The organism is Mesorhizobium sp. B2-4-7 (assembly GCF_006442685.1).
Taxonomy (GTDB): domain Bacteria; phylum Pseudomonadota; class Alphaproteobacteria; order Rhizobiales; family Rhizobiaceae; genus Mesorhizobium.
Genome location: NZ_VFVH01000017.1, coordinates 34,385 through 52,880 on the forward strand (window position 1 = coordinate 34,385; position 18,496 = coordinate 52,880).

Sequence of the window (18,496 nt, forward strand, 5' to 3'; positions counted from 1 at the left end):
TGTTTCCTAAATGAACGACTGGTTTGCCAATGCGTACATGTGGGCCAGCCCGTCAGAAACGGGTCGTTGCCCTTTGACCATAGCGGTGGCACTGCCGGTCCGCTTGAGGCCGAGGCTCTCAAGCCAGTCGCCCAATCCATCCTCGGCATAGACGTCGATGCGAACGAATTGATCGCGAAGCTTCGAAAGCTGGGCCAGGATCAGAAGCCGCGCGTCCTCCACGCTTTCGGCCGCACAGGGGCCGACAACATAGCCGCGCCCGAACTTCCTGGCGATGGCGTAGCCGGCAACCCGCCCCGCGCGCTCGATAACGACGACCTTGCCCGCATCGGCGAGCGCAGCCACCATCGCCGTCCGGGGCATGCCGGTGGCCCGTTCGTCGAAGGCCTGGATTGCCGCGAGGTCTAAGACCGTCGCCTGACGGATGTCAGGGGTCGTCTGCGTCACGGCAACAGTCAGCGGGCCCTGGTGCTGAAGTACAGTGCCCCAGGCAGTGAAGCCACGCCGTTTATAGAGCGCGAGCCCCTCTTCGGTCGAATTGAGCAGCACGTGGCGCCCCTGTGTAGCCGCAAGCAATCCATCAAAGAGCCGGGAGCCGTTGCCGCCGCCTTGCGCGGAGCCGGTGACGATGATCATTCCGGCGGAAGCATAGGTCGGTCCGTAGCTCCAGGACATGGCCGTGCCGATCACGTGTCCTCCCCGCTCCAGGACCAGACCATTTCCAACCATTGCGGCAAATTCCCAATCCTCCAGGCGATAGGGCCAGCCCATCTCCTGCGACAGCTTCAACGCGCCCGGCAAATGGCGGGGCTCCAATTTCATCAGCTCCATCTGGTTGCTGACGATGTCTGTGCCATGCTCAATTGCCATAAGTGCAACGCTGTCATTCGATCCAGGATTGAAGTCGCACCTTAGAGTGGCGTCCGGCGGACAGATTTCGCTGCTGTTTTGCGCTTTCAATTCAGCGGGATTGTTCGTTTTAAGCAGTTCCTCGGCATCCCAAATTGCGCAAATCAGGCGAGGACTATCGGGCACCTAGAATCGCTCCGCCTGGTTGCCCTGCGATCGGCTGAGGTCCGCATCGTTCGCCGTGGGGTGCGATTTCAGCCTCGGTAACGCCGTAGCTGCAACCAGCGATAAACGACTGACGCACATGGGGAACTTTGGATGATCTACATCAGCGAGGAGGAATCGGCCGCCCTTGTCACGCATGAGCTTGCTTTCGAGGCGGCGCGGGAGGCTTTCGTGGCAGCAGCGTCGCGGCGGAGCTGGATCTTTCCCGCTGTTCTCGGGCGCACACAGGAGGCAACCAATACCTTCTCAATCAAATCCGGTTCGTCGGATGACCTAACCGGGGTGAAAATTGGCTCCTTCTGGTCGGGCAACCCGGCACGTGGCCTTCCCCGCCACAACTCCACAATCGTGCTGCTCGATCAGCATTCAGGTCGGCTCCGCGCCGTTATCGAGGCTGGGAAGGTCAACGCCTACAGGACGGCCGCAGCCGACGCGGTTGCTGCCGATTTCCTTGCGCGCAAGCAAGCCAAGGTCCTGGCGATATTCGGCGCCGGCAATCAGGCGGGCTTCGAAGTGATGGCGCTGGCACGCATCCGCCCAATCGAAACCGTGCTGGTCGTCGCCCGGCCTTCACCACGGCGCGACGCTCTTCTCGATCAGATCGCGAGAAGGGGCCTGGACGCGCGCGCTGCCTTGCCCGAAGAAGCCGTCCGCGCAGCCGACATCGTGGTCACAGTGACACCCTCACGCGAAGCCCTGTTCGATTCCGCTTGGGTGGGACCCGGAACCCATATCGTCAGCATGGGGTCGGATGCTCCGGGCAAGTGCGAATTGCCGAGAGAACTATTTCCCAGAGCACGTCTCTTTTGTGATCTGCTTTCCCAGTCCGTCCAGATCGGCGAGTTCCAACACGTGCTCGACGAGATCGATGCCGGCGTGCATGCGATAACACCAATCGGCGACGTCATTGAAAGGCGTGCCCCCGGACGCCGCTTCGACTATGAAATCACTGTCTTCGACAGTTCCGGTATCTCTCTCCAGGATCTCTACATGGCCAACGCGCTGATCCGCGCGAAAGCGTCCCACCACTGACCGCCTTCACACCGGCAGATCCCAGCCGACGAATTTTTCCGCTGCACTGGAAAAGACCTTTACAGCCGAGCCGTGGTTCATGGCGCCGCATGGAGCTCAAGACTCCGGTCCACCGCCAACGACCGAATGGCAACCAAGTCCCAGATTCGATAGCCTGAGTGAGAAACCAGCGTCATCGTCGCCATCAGAATTCTGCCATGGACGTTCGTGCCGTAGATCGCCCCCTTGAGGCTAGTCCCAACCAATGGCCGCGTGTGGAGATGTAGTGCATGTGATGGTCTTCGTTGGAGACGCGATCATTCAGCCGGGCCGCAGCGCCGCATGGTCAATGGGCCGCCAGCTTTAGCCGTCAGCGTTGGGCCCGCCACCAGGCGATCTTGTCCTGCAGGCCATAGCGGCGCTTGTTGGTGCGCGTCAGGCCTGACTTCCCACTGATCTTCAGATAGCGGCGATGTCCAGCTTCGAGCCGTCGACCAGACGCGACAGGCGGAACGGTGTAGGATCGACGCAAGGCGTGTCGTTTACGACCAGCTCTGCGGCCAGATAGCCAAGCCCCGGGCCCAAACCGAAGCCGTGGCCCGAGCAGCCCGCCGCGAGGACGAGACCTTTCACCGCGTCCACCTGCGACACCACAGGCACTGCGTCCGGCGTGCAATCGACGAAGCCGCCCCAGGCACTATCGATCTCTATGTCGCCGAGTTGGGGGAAGGTCTTCCGGACACTCTCCACCACTTGGCTTACCAGCCATTTTAAGGGTGGAGGATCCAGCACCCGATTCTGTTCGAAGATCCGATCGTCGCTGGTCAGCAGCGCCGGCATTGAATCCGGCCCCGAAAGGAACGATTGGCCGATGCCGAGCCTGACGTTCTTTAGGCGACGCAAGAATTGCGGCATGAATTCCCGACTATACCGGATAGCTTGGGGCGTGATTTCGAGGTTCGCCTTGCCGCTGATCGCAAGCGTATAGCTGCCGTCCAGTCGGCGCGTGATCGTGCAGTAGGGTGTGGAGACCGCCTCGCCTATGTTGATTGTCGGGGTGGAACGCAGCGCGGTCTGCCGGATGCTTGCTTGGGGGAAACTGATCCCGAGCGGCCTAAGGAAGCGCGAGGACCAGGCGCCAGCGGCGCACAGCACCGCGCCGGTTCTGATGTAGCCCTTCTCCGTGTGCACGCCCGCAATCTTGCCATTGGCCAAGTCGAGCGCCCGCGCGGCGCATTCCTGGTGGATGGTGGCGCCCAGAGCTCTGGCCCCTTCGGCGATAGCCGGCGCGGCGAGCGCAGGTTCTGCCTTACCATCCCGGTCTGAATAGGTCCCGCCGACCCATTTGTCGCGTGCTTCGGGGACGCGCTCGGCCACCTCCGCCCGGCTCAGCATGCGGGTGTCGACCTCGTACTCCCTGGCGACCTCGCGCCACCTTTCCCAGCCGGCGAGCACAGCCTCGTCGTGAGTCGCATAGACGAGACCGCAGCGTCGAAATCCAAGGTCCCGATTGATATCGCGCGTCAGCTCGTCCCACAGTCGCATGGAGATCACCGAGAGCGGCAGTTCGCGCCGATCGCGGTTCTGCTGACGGCACCAACCCCAGTTTCGGCTCGATTGTTCACAGGCGACGTGGCCCTTCTCTAGCAGAGCCACAGAGAGGCCACGCTTCGCCAGGAAATAGGCGGCCGTAGAGCCGAGGATGCCGCCGCCGACGATGACGACGTCGACTTCGGCCGGGAGACGCTCATCGCTGTGAATGCGCTCGACTCGGGGCGACATGTTCCAACCAACCTCGGCTGCCATGAATGCGGAAGCAAAGTTCCGATCAGCCCTTCATCGCATCGTGCGCTCGAAAGAATGTGCCGAAATCATCTAGGACTTCGCCAGATGTGCGGTTTCTTGATCCCTTGACCGATACGATCTGCTCAAGCCCGACCGAGTTCCAGTTCGGCGCAGGGCGGCGTAACCGCTTCGCGAGTCCGTTGGAACGCGCTTGAGGGTCTTGAGCCTGCGTGCGAAGTTGTAGTCGGCGAAGAAGTCCGAGGTGTTACCTGAGCTGATCGTGACTTCCCTAGTAGACGCGTTTGACCGTGGCGTCCTTAATCGTGCGGTACATCCTCTCGACCTGTCCATTGGTCCAATGCTTGGCCTTAGTCGTACGGTGCTCGATGTCGTTCGTGGCGCAGGCATATTCGAAGGCGTGCGCCCAGAAGCGTTCGCCGTTGGCGATAGCCTCATTGATCTGCGGCACGGCCGAGCCTCCGGCATTAGGTGTGGTGAACTGATTCCATCGTCGGTGAGCACTGTGTGGATCTTATGGGGAACGGCCGCGATCAGCCGGAGCAGGAACTCTCGGGAGACGACAGTGGTGGCCTTCTCATGCAATTCCATGAAGGCGCCCTTCGAGGTACGATAGATGGCGACGAACTTGTGCTGCTTGCCCTGATGCGGGATCGTCGGCTGCAACGCATAGAAGCAGTCATCCTGCGGCAGCAGCGTATAGCGTCAAAAGGCGACGATGACGGCCTCTTCATCGACCGTGAGCAGGGTCGACCGCGCCTCCTTCGGCCCAATCGGCAGATCGAGGACACAGATTCGACTCTGCAACTTCGCGACGGTCTTCTGGTTGATTCCATAGCGCTTCGCCAGCGCCCTCAAGCTCCGCGGTGCCTCCAGCCGGGCCGCAGCGACGAATAGTCAAAAAAGGCCGTCACCTTTGGCCGTCAGCGGCTGGCGCGCCAGAAGGCGATACGGTCCTGCAACCGGTAGCCCTGGATAATCGCAGGCATGAACCACGGATCGCCGCGATAGAGCGGGATGGCCGAAGGCGGTCGAAAGTCGAACGCCGTGCGGGACTGCTCGCCATGCCTCATCAGCTTGTGGGCCGCACGCATGCCGATCCATGGCGCCCAGACCACGCCCGAACCGCAGAAGCCGGTGGCATAGACCACACCTTCCTTCTCGAAGATGCGGGGCAGCATATCGCGGTTCATCGCCACGTTGCCGAACCAGCAATGCGAAAGGCGGACGTTTTCCAATTCCGGGAAAAGGTTCACCAAGCCCTTGCGTAGCAGAAGTTTCGGCGCCACCGGATCGCCGACGCGAGAACTGTCGCGCCCGCCCAGCAGAATGCGTTTCCCGTCGGGCGAGGGACGATAATAAAAACCGAGTTGCCGGTTTTCGGTGATCGTCATCAGCTTCGGCATCAGTTGCGCCATGACATCGGGCGCAAGTTCCTCGGTCACGATGATCCGGCTGCGGACCGGAACCAAGCGGCGACGCAGGAACGGAGCGGCGCCGTCGGTATAGCCATTGGTGCAGACCAGAACCTGCCGTGCATCCACCGTCCCTGCCGGTGTCGTGACGCGGAACCCCGAACCATTCCTCTCGATCGATTTGACCGCTGTATGCGAATGGACCGTCAACCCGGATCCGAGCGCCACCCGCAGGAGTTCAGCGTGGAATTTTGCGGGATGCAGCGCGCCAATGTCCATCCGGACGGTTCCACCGCGGTAGAAATCGGTGCCGATATAATTTCGCTGCTCGGCATGCGGAACGGCGTAGGACTGGATCCCCAGTTTCTTCGCCAGTGTCTCGGCGCCACGCGCCATTATCTCATACTGTTGATACCCGAAAGCGCCTTTGAACTGGCCAACCAGCCGGAAGTCGCAGTCGAGCCCTTCGGTCTTGATGAAGTCGTAGAGGAATTCGCGCGCGATCTTGCCCTCGGCCTCGATCGCCATGGCCTTCTCTTCACCGAAGCGCCGGGTGATCGTGGCATGGTCCGGCCGGATGCTGCCGCTCGTAATCCCGCCGTTGCGCGTGGAAGCACCCTCGCCCGGATGCATCGCATCGAAAGCGGCGACCGAGCGCCCCTCGCGCGCCAGCACAAGCCCAGCCGAAAGCCCGGCATAGCCGGCGCCGACAATCACCACATCGAGCTTCTTTGCCAGCGGCTGCCGCGGCAGCGGCATGACGGGCGCCGCTTCCCACCAGTAGGGCGTGTTCTTTTCGGCGACTTTGGGCTCTTGCACGTGACTGACTTCTCTTGATGTTCCAGGGATTAAGAAAGCGGCCGCTCGCGGCACTTCAAATATGGTCGTCCCGGACGTCCAGCGCGTCACGCAGTCCGTCACCAATGAAATTGAAACTGGTCACCGCGATGGTGATTGCAGCTCCGGGAATGATGGCCAGCCAAGGTGCGCTGCCCAGATATTGCTGGGCGCCGTTGAGCATGTTGCCCCAGCTGGGCAATGGCGGCTGAATTCCGTAGCCCAGGAAGCTGATGTAGGCTTCCATCAGAATGGCGCGCGCGACCGTCAGGGTGGAAGCAACGATAATGGGTCCCATGGCGTTGGGCAGTATCTCGCGGAACATGATGTGGGTGCCGCTCAATCCCAGCATGCGCCCGGCCAGGACGAACTCGCGTTCCCGCAACGAGCGGACTTCCGCTTCCACGATACGGGCAACCTCCATCCAACTGGTGAGGGCGATGATGACGGTGATCATCACAGGGCTGGGCTTCAGTGCCGCAGCCAGCGCCAGGAGCAGAAAGATCGAAGGGAACGACAGGAAGCCATCGACCGTGCGCATCAGCGTCGCCCCGATCCAGCCGCCGCGATAGCCGGCGATCACGCCGACAAGCGTGCCGACGAGGGTCGACAACACCATGGCGAAGAAACCCACCAGCAGCGAGATTCGTCCCGCCATCAACAATCTTGCCGCAAGGTCGCGGCCAAGCGGATCAGTGCCCAGAAAGTGGTGGCCCGTCAGCGGTGGGGCAAAGCGGGCCCGCAGATCGATATACAGTGAGTCATAAGGCAGTAGATGGGGGCCGAGCACGCAAGCAAGCACGAGGAAAATGATCATCGCCAACCCGAGCAGCGCCAGGCGGTGTCTCATGAAACGAAGCGCCGCGCGGTTGTTTGTCCATCGGCTTGGAGCTGCATTTGCGGTGAGAGCGGTCATATCGGCTGTCTCCTGTCGGGGAAGTTGCGCGCTCAAGCCAGGCGAATACGTGGATCGACAATAGCGACGACAATGTCGGCGATTAGGTTTCCAAGCAGAACGAGGATGGCCGAGAACATCAAAAGCCCCATCACAACCGGATAGTCGCTATAGCCAAGGCTATCCAGGAACAACCGTCCCATTCCCGGCCAGGTAAAGACGGTTTCGGTCACCAGAGCGCCGGTGAGAACACTGGGAAGCTGCATCCCGGCCAAGGTAATCATCGGCAAGAGTGCGTTGCCGACGACATGCCTCATCAGAATCCGCCGTTCGCTCAATCCCTTGGCCCGAGCCGTCTTGACGAAGTCCTGGCTGATGGCGTCGAGGGTCGCCGTCCGCATGTAGCGGCTCCAGATCGCGACATGGACCAGCGACAGCACGATACTTGGCAGGATCAAATGGTGGAGATATCCCAGGATCGAGGCATCTCCGATCTCGGACATATTGCCCGCGGGCAGCCAGCCCAGCTTCAGGGAAAAGATGTAGATGCCGACGAGTCCGAACCAGAAGGTAGGGACCGACAAAGCGATCATGGCACCGACAGTCGCTAGATAGTCGAATAGCGAGTAGCGGCGTGTGGCGCCCCGAATTCCAATCCAGGCGCCAATGGAGATCGCAATCACGGTTGAAGATCCCATCAGCAGCAGCGTGGCGAACACGTGGCTGCCAATGATCTGCAATACCGGCGCTCCGTCGCGGAAGGAGTGTCCCCAGTCGCCCTGCAGCAGCCGCCATGCCCAGTCCAGGTATTGGATCCATATAGGCCGATCGAGGCCAAGCAATCCCTTCAGCCGCTCGATATCCTGCTGGGTCATTCCGGGATCGAGCCCGAATTGCGCCAGTGGGCCGCCCGGGAGGAGGTTCAGAATGCCGAAGCCGATGATCGAAACGATCACAAGCAGCACCAGGCTCTGCGAGAGGCGATTGAGCAGGAAGCCGCGCATTCTGAGTCCTCCGTTGTGGGTTGGCGATTTTAGGCTGTTGCCGTCGCCGCAGTGAAATCCGGCGACGGCAATAGGATGGATCAGGCCTTCCAGCGCCAGTCTGCGGCATGCCACGACGCGGTGCGCGTGTTGGCATTGGGCTTGAAACCGTCCAACCCTGCCTTGCGTCCGAGCACGTTGGTGATCGCTAACAGCGGCAGGAAGGGCAGATCGTGACGCACCACTTCCTGCACGCGGTTATAGATCCCGTGCCGCTCTTCCTGATCGAAGCTGCGAGCACCCTTTTCAAGCAGGGCATCGACTTCGGGGTTGGAATACTGCCCGGTGTTCGAACCGTGCCCGCCTTGAGCAGCGATTGCCTTCGTATGGAGGCGGTTTGTGGCGTCGGGGTCCGCGGCAATCAGATAGGTAACGCCCACCATGGCGGTGTCGAACTGCGACTTCAGCCAGAATTCGCCCCACATGACCGCAGCCGGCAAGTTCGAGATCGTCATCTCGACGCCGATCTCGGCAAACGTCTGCTGCAGGAACTGCTGCGTCTGCTCGCGAAGATTGTTGCCTGACGTCGTCGAATTGGCAAAGGACAGTCGCACTCCATCCTTGGCGCGAATTCCATCCGGGCCTGGCGCCCAGCCGGCCTCATCCAGAATTTGTCGCGCGCGGTCCATATTGAATTCCTGCGCGGGCAGGTTCGGATTGTAGTAGTAGGACTCCTTCGGCATGAAGGTCTCGGTGAGAGTGCCCACGCCGTAATAGATCGTGTCAACGATCGCTTTCCTGTCCATTGCGGCGTAAAGCGCCTGGCGCACTGCCAGGTCCTTGAACTGCGGGCGCCCCAGATTGAGGTAGATCGACTCCACGGATGCGCCGGTCTCCAGTGTCACCACGCGGTCTGGCAATTCGCGGGCTTCAGCATAATGGTCGGCGGTAATGTAGGATTGATCGACCAGGTCGACGTCGCCGCTCTTGAACTGCGTGTAGAGCACCGTCATATCGGGGATGTATTTGAAGATGAGCTGCTCGACATAGGGGCCCTCGCCGGCATACTCGGGGTTGGCGACGAGCTCGATATGGTCGCCGGCTACCCGTTGGCTCCACTTGAAAGCGCCGGTGCCGATCGGCGCCTGGTTGAACGCCGCTGTATTCGGATCGCCCTCTTTCCCCAGGATGTGCTTGGGCACTATGAAGGTTTCGGCCAGGAACGACAGATAGGGCGCAAAAGCCTCCTTCATCCGCCAGGTGATCTCGGTGGGCGAAACCACCGTAATGTCCTGCACGAGCGAATGGCCGCTTGTACGCCAAGCGCGAAATTTCGGGTTGGTGATGAGCTCAAGGGTGAATTTCACGTCCTCGGCCGTGAAGGGCTCGCCGTCGTGCCAGCGAACATTGTCACGTAACCGGATGCGCCAGTTGAGACCATCCTCCGAAATGCCGCCGTTCTTCTGGCTTGGCACCTCGGCCGCGAGGTTCGGCTGAAGGACACCTTCGGCATCCATCCTGACCAACGCATCGAAAACCGAGAAATGGACCGCGTCATCGACTTCGATATGCGCCATCAGCGGATTGAACACCGTCGGCTCTTGTGAGAGGCCGACGACGACGCGACCGGCCGGGCCCGTGGCAGGGGTCTTGGCGAAAGCGGACTTGCCCAGAAGATTGGGCGCGATCAAGCCTGCAGCCCCCCCTAGCGCCATCAGTCGGAGTGCCTGGCGTCTCGAATAGTTGGATGTAGTCGTTGCATTTTTGGTCATCGTAGTTCCTCTCTTGTTATTTTTCATGCGTTTGCTGCAATGGGACGGGCATTGCCTGGCCGCTCCCCCGGAATCGCCGCCACGAGTTGGCGCGTGTAGGCTGCTTGCGGGTTCAGGAATATCTGCGAGGGCGGTCCGCGCTCGACGATCCGGCCCTTCTGCATCACGGCGATTTCATCGCAGATTTGGCTGGCGACTCGCAGGTCGTGCGTGATGAAGACCATCGATACGCCAGTCTCGCGCTGGATCTGGTCCAGAAGCTGCAGGATCTGCGCCTGGATCGACACGTCGAGCGCGGAAACCGCCTCATCGGCAATGAGCAGCTTCGGTTTGAACATCAGCGCGCGCGCGATGCCTATGCGCTGGCGTTGCCCACCCGAGAACTCGTGCGGATAGCGGCCGAAGGCGCCGACATCGAGACCGACATGGGCCAGGAGCGCCCGCGCTTCCTCGCGCGCTTGGGCGTAAGGCATTCCGTGTGCCACCGGACCGACCGTGATGATATGGCCGACCGTTGAGCGTGGGTTCAGAGACGCGAAGGGATCCTGGAAGATCATCTGGATCCGCGGTCGAAGTGGGCGGAACTTCGCTTCGGAAAGCTTGGCGATGTCAGATCCCTCGAACAAAATCTCGCCGCCGTCGCTGTCCAGCAATTTGATCAGAAGCCGGCCCAGCGAGGATTTTCCTGAACCGCTCTCGCCTACGACGCCCAGGGTGCGGCCTTGCGCCAGTTCGAACGAAACCTCGTTCACCGCCATCACAATCCGCTGCGCTCCGAATAGCGCGCTGCCGCCACGATAGGTCTTCACCAGACCTTCGACTTTCAGGATCGGCTCCTTGCTGGCGGCTTCCGCACGAGGGCGATCTTCGCCGGTCAGATGCGGTACGGCCGCGATCAGGCGCTGCGTATAGGGATGCTTGGGCGACTTCAGCACCTGCTCGGCGCTGCCCTGCTCGACGATGTGACCTTTTTCCATCACCACGACGCTGTCGGCGATCTCCGCCACCACGCCAAAATCGTGGGTGATGAACATCACGCTCATGCCCTTGCGGCGCTGAATGTCGCGGATCAACTCCAGAATCTGTGCCTGGGTGGTCACGTCGAGCGCAGTGGTTGGCTCATCGGCGATCAGCACCGTCGGCTCGAGCGCCAAGGCCATGGCGATCATGACGCGCTGTCGCTGCCCGCCCGAAAGCCGGAAAGGGTACTGATGATACATGAGTTCGGGGTCAGGCAGGCCCACTTCAGTGAGCAGCTCGATGGCGCGGTCGCGGCAGGTTTTTGGCGTGCCGTATCCATGCGCGGCCATGACCTCGTCAATCTGCGCGCCCACGGTCATCAGGGGATTGAGCGCCGAGAGCGGATCCTGAAAGATCATCGACACGACCCGACCACGCAGGTTGCGCAGCTTGTCGGGCGACATGCCGATGATGTTCATCCCCTCCAACTGTATTGAACCCGATGAGAGGCGGATCACCTTGGGCAGGAGCCCCATGATCGCGTTCGCCGTGACCGACTTGCCTGATCCGGACTCGCCTATGATGCAGAGGATCTGGCCGCGTTTCAGATCGAACGAGATATTCTCGACCGCATGGACCCGCTCCATCCCGGCCGGCAGGCTTACGGTCAGATCGCGCACCGAAAGCGCTATGTCATGGGGGGCAACAGCCTGGATGCTTGCGACCATCTGGATCAGATCCCCTTCAACCGAGCGGGTCCACGCTGTTGCGGACCGCATCATCGCCCTTTGAGCAGAAGCGCCTCACCGCAACAGCCGTAGCCTGGGCATCTCGACGCTTCGCACGCTGAGGCCGCGAGAGACGGGTTCTGCTCATCCAGGCCACTCCCTTATGAAAATCCGGCCGTGTACCGAACTGTGTTCCCTTTTCTTGGAGAACTCACCGATGGGGCAAACTGTGCCTTATCGGATGTCCTCTGGAGCCTGCCCGCCATAAAGAGGTTGGCTCCGTTCTTTCAGCCAGTTTGACTGTTCTGTTTCCGCAGAGTCATCGAAACTTGGCCCGCGAGCAGCACGAACTTCTGAAAAGAGCGTCCGAATTGGCATTTCACTCTGTTTGGCCTGATGATGATAGCGTGGGATAGGTGAGAGTCTGAGAGTGATTGCCCCAAAAATGAATGAGCAATGAGGCCAGCCGCCGTGCCGACCTGTCCAAGGCGGGCACGGCATTCCTTGTCACAGGAATTTGCACGATCCGCCGCGCCGGGATTTTCCGCATTTGAAATGGATTGGCACCCATCCAGGCGTTGAAGGTAGGTAGTAACCGGCGTCACCTGTACGAAGCCCGTGATGCGCCCATGCGATGCCTCATCAGGATGCCTGTAAAATGGTAGTGCGGAACCAAGCACGGCAAACTGTGCCGCTCATCGAGAAACTCTACCCGGCCTATCAATGCTCGGTTGCTGCTTTTCGATGCCGGTCGACCACATTCAGCTAGGCGAAGCTCGCAGGGCGCTCTTTCAAAGGTGCTGGGGGCTCAGGCCGCTGAACTGCGCTTGGAGCCACTCTGCGAGTTCAAACTCCACACCTTGCAGTTCACTCGACCCCAACCATATCAACCCATATTGACTGCCGTCGGGGTCAAAGCCAGCAGGCGCCGCCAGGCTTCCTCGTTCCACATCGTCAACCGCGAGTACGAGCGGACTGAGGGCTACACCCAAGCCTGCGGACGCTGCCTCGACGATCAGCGCGTGATTGTCGTAGTATCGCATTTCTGTGGGTCGACGCGCCGACGGATGGGTCTTCAGCCATTGCGCCCACGCGTCAGGTCGAGTCTTCGACCCGAGAGCGAGATAGTCGCCACGTTCGAACGCTGGCACCACTTCCGGCCTCATAACGGGCCCAACCGTTTCGGGGAAAAGGGTCCGGACGTTCCATGTCTCGGGCACAGCGAAGTCCAGCCGTCGAATAGCGAGATCGACCTGTTTCTTGCGAAATTCCACAAGCCCACCACCCACGGAGAGGTGGAGGGCCATGTTCGGATGCGCCACTTGAAGCGCCGCCAGGCGCGGAATAAGCCAACGCATGGCAACTGAAGGCTCGCAGGAGAGCACAAGGGCATTCTTCCCGGCATTGGCGGTACGCAGGCTTTGCACTGTGGTGGCCAACTCACCGAAGAACTTCCCGAGAGTCAGGTTGAGTGTCTCGCCAGCCGGGGTGAGCCGCAGGCCTCGCCCATTCTTTTCAAACAACCTGACCCCGATGTCATGGGCGAGTTTGGTGATACGGCGACTCACGGCGCCGTGCGTGAGCGCAAGCGAGTCTGCTGCAAGCCGGACCGAACCCAGCCGCGCTGTTGCTTCGAACGCTCGCAGGTCGTCGAGCGAAGGTATGTCCGAGCGATCCATCAGTGACAATCTATCACCGATTTCGTCAGAAACTATCGCTATTCATACTTGGCGACGTTTTGTTAATTGATGCATGCGCACCCATCATCAACCCAGCATAGCGGTCCTCGCCGATGACCTCACCAGCGCGGCAGATGGCGCAGCACCTTTCGTCGCCCGCGGCTTGACTGCATCGATCGGCAGACGCCAGCTTCCGAACCAAGCGGCAGCGGTAATCGCAGTCGATAGCGGTTCGCGGTCTGCTACTTCGTCGCAAGCGTTCGAGGCGGTCGCTCGATTGACCGCACGACTTGCCAGCCGTGCCGTGCTCTATAAAACGGTGGACTCCACTCTACGCGGCCACATAACGGAGGAGCTTGAAGCATGTTTTGCGGCGAGCGGCCGCAAATCGCTGCTCTTCGCGCCGGCGTTCCCCCAGGCCGGACGTACGACAGTGAGGGGCATTCAGTTCGTTGACGGCATCCCGGTGTCGGAAAGTGCGTATAGCCATGACCCCGTGCATCCCGTGCGGCATTCCGCGCTAGTCGACCTGGTCCCCAACTGCATCAAGAATGTCAGGCTGCTTGATGCAGAAACGCAGGAAGAACTCGATTCGCAGATTGCTTCCATCGAGGATCCAGAGTCGGTCCTTTGGGTTGGTTCTCCCGGAATGGCTGCAGCCCTATCGCGGCGTTTTGTGCAAGCGAAGACCCCACCGCCATTGCTCGATGGCATCAGTAGCGATGTCTTGGTCGTCATTGGGAGCGCAAATTTGCGCAGTCATCAGCAGGCAGACCAACTCCAGGAGGTCAGGGGCGTGATGCTGCTGCGCGGACCAAGGGCGCGCGAGGCGGACTCGGCAGCGGTGCTGCGCCGTATCGCACAAGACGCAGCGCAAGAGCTTCAAAGCCCACGCTTCGGCGCTTTGATCGCCACCGGCGGCGACACGATGGACGCGATCCTGGATCTTCTCAACGTCCGTGAGTTCGAGATCCTGCAAGAACTCGATCCCGGATTCCCACTTGGTCTCGCCAGGCTTGGCGATGGGCGCTCGCTCCTGTTCGCGATGAAGGCCGGTGGCTTTGGCAGTGACGACGCCCTGACGCGCGCCGTCGCGCGGATACGTGGAGCAACCCAATGAAGAACATTCCCCCGCTTGCTCTCACGATGGGCGACGCCTCCGGCATTGGACCGGAGATCGTGGCGAAGGTGCTTGCGAAGGGCGGCGAACGCGTCGTCGTGTTCGGCAGCTATGTTGTCATGCAGGATATTGTACGCCGGCTCGGGTTGAACATCGAGGTGCGACGCATCAACGCTGCCGATGCAGCTCAATTCGAGCCGCGGCGAATTGAAGTTATCGAAACCACCCGCATTACCGGGTCCCCACCAATCGGGCGTATCAGCGCGATCTCCGGGCAGGCGGCCTTCGACGCCATCGTTGCAGCGATCGCAGCAGCGAAGTCCGGACAAGTGAGCGGCATCGTCACGGCCCCGATCAATAAAGAGGCGATGGCCAGCGCGGGAATCCGCTACCCCGGCCATACCGAAATTCTGGCCGACTACGGCTGCGCCAAGCGCGTGGCGATGATGCTTGCGAACGATGACATCCGCACGGTGCTCGTCACGATCCACACGTCGCTGAGCAAGGCGATCGAACAGGGCGATTTCGACGCTCAGCTATCCGCCATTCGGCTCGCCCACGACGGTGGAAAAGCTCTCGGCTTCGCGATCCCGCGTGTCGCCGTAGCAGGTCTCAATCCGCACGCAGGTGAAGGCGGCCTCTTCGGGGACGAGGAAATCCGGATCATACAACCTGCAATCGACGCGGCCCGAGCCGAGGGCATCGACGCCACTGGCCCTTATCCGGGCGACACCGTCTTCATGCAAGCACGTCAAGGCCGATTCGATGTTGTGGTGGCACAATACCACGATCAAGGGCTGATCCCTGTGAAGTATCTCGGGCTGGAAAAGGGCGTGAACATCACGCTTGGCCTGCCGTTCGTCCGCACCAGCCCAGATCATGGCACGGCCTTCGACATCGCGGGCCGGGGGATTGCAGACCAGGCCAGCTTGGAAACGGCGCTTGCCTACGCCAAGCGGCTGGTAGCGGCGCGAACCAAAACGAACTAGATTCGAAAGGAACCACCACCGATGGGGTTACGCTTTATCTTCATGCTTACGCGCAATGACCGCACGGTTCCGGACGCGTCGCAGCAACTTCAAACCGCGCTCAGCTTTGGCGTGCGGCACATCGGGTTCAAAGACATCGGCGTGCCGATCGAGCAGCTGAAAGGCCTCAATGCAGCCATCAGGACGGGCGGTGCAACTTCCTATCTGGAAGTCGTGTCACTGGACCGCGAAAGCGAAATTGCTTCGGCAAAGGCAGCTGCCGCAATCGGCGTTGACGTTCTTCTTGGTGGCACGCGGGTCGACGATGTGCTGCCGATCCTCAGGGACACCGGCATCCAGTACTTCCCGTTTCCGGGTCGGATTGCCGGTCATCCGAGCGTGCTTGAAGGCGCCATCGACGAAATTGTCGAAAGTGCCAAGACGATTGCAGGGCGCGATGGAGTGCATGGCCTGGACCTGCTGGCATACCGTTCGGCGCAGAACGTGCCCGAGTTGATGAAGGCTGTCTGCGCTGCGGTCACCAAGCCTGTCTACATTGCAGGTTCGATCGACACCCCTGAACGAATCGCAGTCGTCCAAAGCGCAGGCGCAGCTGGTTTTACGATTGGGACTGCGGCTTTGGATGGCAAGTACCCGGCCAATGGGAATGACCTACCAAGCCAACTCACCGCGATCATTCGCGACGTCGCTGCCCTGAACAAGCACCTTTCGCCAATTCACAAGAAGAATTTGTCAATTGAGTTTGCCGGGCTGCACGCGCCTTGGGAGCCTAAAGTCGAGGTGCATGTCAACAACATGCAAATCCAGGTCGCCCTGTTCAAGGGAAGCTCTAACTGGTCATTTCGGCAGCACGACGATCAGCTGTTCTTCGTTCACCGGGGACGCCTGCTCATGAAATTTCGTGACCGTGAAGAGATCATCGAACCCGGAGAGTTCATCGTCGTTCCATATGGCGTTGAGCACAGTGCGGTGGCCTTGGGCGAGGAAGGATGTGAAGTGTTGCTGGCAACGTCAACCGCTCTACCCTGCTACCCACCCGCGGGAACTGATCTCGCACACTCTGAGCGATCCCAGTTGACTGCTTAGCACGACGGAACCGACTGCTAGGTTTCAGTGAAATCATGACGCAAGGCGCAAGAGCAATCATGACCGTGGCTATAGTGCTGCATCGCGCCGACGGCGCACCCGTTGCAAGCTCTTTCCGCAGGGCAGCGTTCGGCAAGGACGACCCCTTGGTGGGGCATCGCGAAATCGCCTGGGAAGGACCGGACTCGATGATCGTGGGCCGAACCAGCTTTATTGGTGAGCTCGAAGTCGCAAGCTTCCCCCACATCGAAACCATCGTCGTGGTGGAAGGAGAGCTGATCCCCACGGCGACCGGGACGGCCCGCTGGTGCTCGGGCCGCAAGCGGGCGTTGTCATCGGATGTGGCACCGCGCTTCGGATCCAGAGCGGATCAGGCGTGCGGTTTTCGTTCTGCGCAGCCGCTTGCGACAAACCGACGAAGCCCGGCCTTGTCCAACTGTTCGCCGACGCCGACATCAAGCCGTCTGCTTCGCTACCGGCCGAGGCCTTGCTTGGCCCGGCCCCGCAATGCCGCAGCGACAACGTCTTCTCCAGCGACGGCGCGGATTGCCATGCGGGCACGTGGGATTCGACCCCATAGGCCGCTTACGCAATCGACGCCCCTTCACACGAGATGGCTTTGAGGCTTCAGCCTACCTCCCCTCTGTGAGGTGGGACGCCAGCGAGCTTTTCACGCAATAATTTGCATGTCCTAAGGCTCACTAACCGCAGGATATTCCGTCCAGGCACACAACTCCGCAGCCTGTCTATTCTCGGCGCGGGTTAGAATGCTTCAGAGTAACCGGAGTCCCGTAGATGCCCGCGCCGCTAATGCACATCGAGTGCAGCCCTTCCCTGCCCCGCGAGGCGGACGTCGTCGTGATCGGCGGCGGCGTCGTGGGCGTGTTCACGGCGTATTATCTCGCACGCCGCGGCTTCAGCGTCGCCCTGGTCGAGAAAGGGCGGGTGGCCGCCGAGCAGTCCAGTCGAAACTGGGGCTGGTGCCGCCAGCAGAACCGTGATGCGCGCGAGCTGCCGATGGCGACCAAGAGCCTCGATCTCTGGGAGAAGGTGGCACAGGAGACTGGCGAGAACACTGGATTTCGCCGGTGCGGGCTCCTCTATCTCTCACAAGACGAAAATGAGCTGGCGGGCTGGGCGAAGTGGCGTGACTTCGCCGGGACAGTGGGCGTTACGACGCATGTGCTGAGCGCGGAGGAAGCCACCGAGAAGGGCAAGGTGACCGGACGCAAGTGGAAGGGCGGCGTTTTCTCACCGACTGACGGAACGGCGGATCCGTCCAAGGCAGTGCCGGTTGCCGCCCGCGGTATCATGGCGGCCGGCGGTACCGTCCATCAGCATTGCGCGGCGCGCGGGCTGGAGTTGAGCGCTGGCAGGGTCAGTGGCGTCGTTACGGAAGCGGGAACCATCCGTACGAAGACCGCGGTCATGTCCGGAGGCGCGTGGGCTTCCTCCTTCTGCAACCAGCTTGGTATGCGCTTCCCGCAAGCTGCCGTGCGTCAATCCATTCTAGCCGTGGCGCCAGGCGCAAGCGGCCTGCCCGATGCCCTGCATACAGCGAGCGTCTCGCTGACGCGGCGCAGCAACGGTGGATACACGCTGGCTATCAGCGGGCGGGCTCGCGTCGATCCAACGCCGCAGCAGTTCAGGTTCAGCCGCGAGTTTATCCCGATGTTCGCCCGCCGCTGGCGCAATCTCGCCCCGGGCGCCTTCGAGGGCTGGCGCCAAGGCCATGAAAGCCTGCGCAAATGGGGCCTTGACGATATTACGCCAATGGAACGGAACCGGATTCTCGACCCGAAGCCCGACATGGGACAGATTCGACTGACATATCGAAGAGCCTGTGAATTGATCCCCGAACTCCAGCGCGTCGCAATCTCCGATGCCTGGGCGGGCTATATCGACAGTACACCCGACGGCATTCCCGCGATCGGTGAAGTGGAGGGGATTCCGGGCTTCATCCTGGCGGCGGGATTCAGTGGTCACGGCTTCGGCATTGGCCCCGGCGCGGGGCATATGATCGCCGACATCATTACAGGCAGCGAGCCTATTGTCGACCCGCGTCCTTATAGGCCCGAACGCCTGAAGACCGCTGCGTGGGGCAAGGTCGCTGAATTCTGAGAAGATCAACTTACAGGTAACAA

At 60.9% G+C, this 18,496-nt stretch carries 13 protein-coding genes and 1 pseudogene; 5 read left to right on the forward strand and 9 right to left on the reverse strand.

The window, feature by feature from the left end:
* Positions 1–6: 6 nt before the first annotated feature.
* Positions 7–1,035, reverse strand: coding sequence for a GNAT family N-acetyltransferase (locus tag FJ946_RS29820; RefSeq protein WP_224646636.1), 1,029 nt, complete (start codon positions 1,033–1,035; stop codon positions 7–9).
* 132 nt (positions 1,036–1,167) lie between these two features.
* Here FJ946_RS29820 and FJ946_RS29825 point away from each other — a divergent pair, with 132 nt between their 5' ends.
* Positions 1,168–2,106 carry an ornithine cyclodeaminase family protein gene (locus tag FJ946_RS29825; RefSeq protein ID WP_140499525.1) on the forward strand — a complete coding sequence of 313 codons (939 nt, stop codon included), beginning with the start codon at positions 1,168–1,170 and terminating at the stop codon, positions 2,104–2,106.
* A 438-nt stretch (positions 2,107–2,544) separates the two neighbouring features.
* Here the strand turns inward: FJ946_RS29825 and FJ946_RS29830 are convergent, their stop codons facing one another.
* From FJ946_RS29830 to FJ946_RS29865, 8 genes and pseudogenes are all read right to left on the reverse strand, one after another.
* Positions 2,545–3,867, reverse strand: coding sequence for an FAD-binding oxidoreductase (locus FJ946_RS29830; protein ID WP_140499813.1), 1,323 nt, complete (start codon positions 3,865–3,867; stop codon positions 2,545–2,547).
* A 271-nt stretch (positions 3,868–4,138) separates the two neighbouring features.
* Positions 4,139–4,749, reverse strand: a pseudogene (locus tag FJ946_RS31405) (IS481 family transposase); the annotation flags it as partial.
* A gap of 62 nt (positions 4,750–4,811) precedes the next feature.
* Complete coding sequence (locus FJ946_RS29840; protein ID WP_140499527.1) at positions 4,812–6,122, reverse strand: FAD-binding oxidoreductase; 1,311 nt, start codon at positions 6,120–6,122, stop codon at positions 4,812–4,814.
* A 55-nt stretch (positions 6,123–6,177) separates the two neighbouring features.
* Entirely contained in the window at positions 6,178–7,056 is an 879-nt protein-coding gene (locus tag FJ946_RS29845; protein WP_140499530.1) for an ABC transporter permease, read from the reverse strand.
* A gap of 32 nt (positions 7,057–7,088) precedes the next feature.
* The gene (locus tag FJ946_RS29850) at positions 7,089–8,039 is read right to left on the reverse strand and encodes an ABC transporter permease (RefSeq protein WP_140499531.1); all 951 of its coding nucleotides are present in this window, start codon (positions 8,037–8,039) and stop codon (positions 7,089–7,091) included.
* Positions 8,040–8,119: 80 nt separating this feature from the next.
* The gene (locus tag FJ946_RS29855; protein WP_140499533.1) at positions 8,120–9,790 is read right to left on the reverse strand and encodes a peptide ABC transporter substrate-binding protein; all 1,671 of its coding nucleotides are present in this window, start codon (positions 9,788–9,790) and stop codon (positions 8,120–8,122) included.
* A gap of 23 nt (positions 9,791–9,813) precedes the next feature.
* A complete protein-coding gene (locus FJ946_RS29860; protein ID WP_140499535.1) occupies positions 9,814–11,478 on the reverse strand; it encodes an ABC transporter ATP-binding protein in 1,665 nt (554 codons plus the stop codon).
* A 791-nt stretch (positions 11,479–12,269) separates the two neighbouring features.
* Positions 12,270–13,157 (reverse strand): LysR family transcriptional regulator, encoded by an 888-nt coding sequence (locus tag FJ946_RS29865; RefSeq protein ID WP_140499537.1) that lies wholly within the window; start codon positions 13,155–13,157, stop codon positions 12,270–12,272.
* Positions 13,158–13,230: 73 nt separating this feature from the next.
* Between FJ946_RS29865 and FJ946_RS29870 the strand changes: the two genes are divergently transcribed.
* The 4 genes from FJ946_RS29870 (at position 13,231) to FJ946_RS29890 (ending at position 18,473) form a co-directional block, all read left to right on the forward strand.
* Positions 13,231–14,277 carry a four-carbon acid sugar kinase family protein gene (locus FJ946_RS29870; RefSeq protein ID WP_140499539.1) on the forward strand — a complete coding sequence of 349 codons (1,047 nt, stop codon included), beginning with the start codon at positions 13,231–13,233 and terminating at the stop codon, positions 14,275–14,277.
* A complete protein-coding gene (gene pdxA / locus FJ946_RS29875) occupies positions 14,274–15,266 on the forward strand; it encodes a 4-hydroxythreonine-4-phosphate dehydrogenase PdxA (RefSeq protein WP_140523343.1) in 993 nt (330 codons plus the stop codon). Before FJ946_RS29870 ends, pdxA begins: the two co-directional genes overlap by 4 nt.
* Before the next feature lie 21 nt (positions 15,267–15,287).
* On the forward strand, positions 15,288–16,352 hold the full coding sequence (locus FJ946_RS29880; RefSeq protein ID WP_140499543.1) for a cupin domain-containing protein: 1,065 nt from the start codon (positions 15,288–15,290) through the stop codon (positions 16,350–16,352).
* Between the two features lie 795 nt (positions 16,353–17,147).
* The gene (locus FJ946_RS29890; RefSeq protein ID WP_140555434.1) at positions 17,148–18,473 is read left to right on the forward strand and encodes an FAD-binding oxidoreductase; all 1,326 of its coding nucleotides are present in this window, start codon (positions 17,148–17,150) and stop codon (positions 18,471–18,473) included.
* Positions 18,474–18,496 lie beyond the last annotated feature (23 nt).

Coding starts and splice junctions, on each gene's coding strand:
- FJ946_RS29870 (WP_140499539.1), top strand. CDS start 13,231: ATGCGCACCCATCATCAACCCAGCATAGCGGTCCTCGCCGATGACCTC.
- FJ946_RS29830 (WP_140499813.1), bottom strand. CDS start 3,867: ATGTCGCCCCGAGTCGAGCGCATTCACAGCGATGAGCGTCTCCCGGCC.
- FJ946_RS29850 (WP_140499531.1), bottom strand. CDS start 8,039: ATGCGCGGCTTCCTGCTCAATCGCCTCTCGCAGAGCCTGGTGCTGCTT.
- FJ946_RS29890 (WP_140555434.1), top strand. CDS start 17,148: ATGCCCGCGCCGCTAATGCACATCGAGTGCAGCCCTTCCCTGCCCCGC.
- FJ946_RS29860 (WP_140499535.1), bottom strand. CDS start 11,478: ATGGTCGCAAGCATCCAGGCTGTTGCCCCCCATGACATAGCGCTTTCG.
- FJ946_RS29825 (WP_140499525.1), top strand. CDS start 1,168: ATGATCTACATCAGCGAGGAGGAATCGGCCGCCCTTGTCACGCATGAG.
- FJ946_RS29865 (WP_140499537.1), bottom strand. CDS start 13,157: ATGGATCGCTCGGACATACCTTCGCTCGACGACCTGCGAGCGTTCGAA.
- FJ946_RS29855 (WP_140499533.1), bottom strand. CDS start 9,790: ATGACCAAAAATGCAACGACTACATCCAACTATTCGAGACGCCAGGCA.
- pdxA (WP_140523343.1), top strand. CDS start 14,274: ATGAAGAACATTCCCCCGCTTGCTCTCACGATGGGCGACGCCTCCGGC.
- FJ946_RS29845 (WP_140499530.1), bottom strand. CDS start 7,056: ATGACCGCTCTCACCGCAAATGCAGCTCCAAGCCGATGGACAAACAAC.
- FJ946_RS29880 (WP_140499543.1), top strand. CDS start 15,288: ATGGGGTTACGCTTTATCTTCATGCTTACGCGCAATGACCGCACGGTT.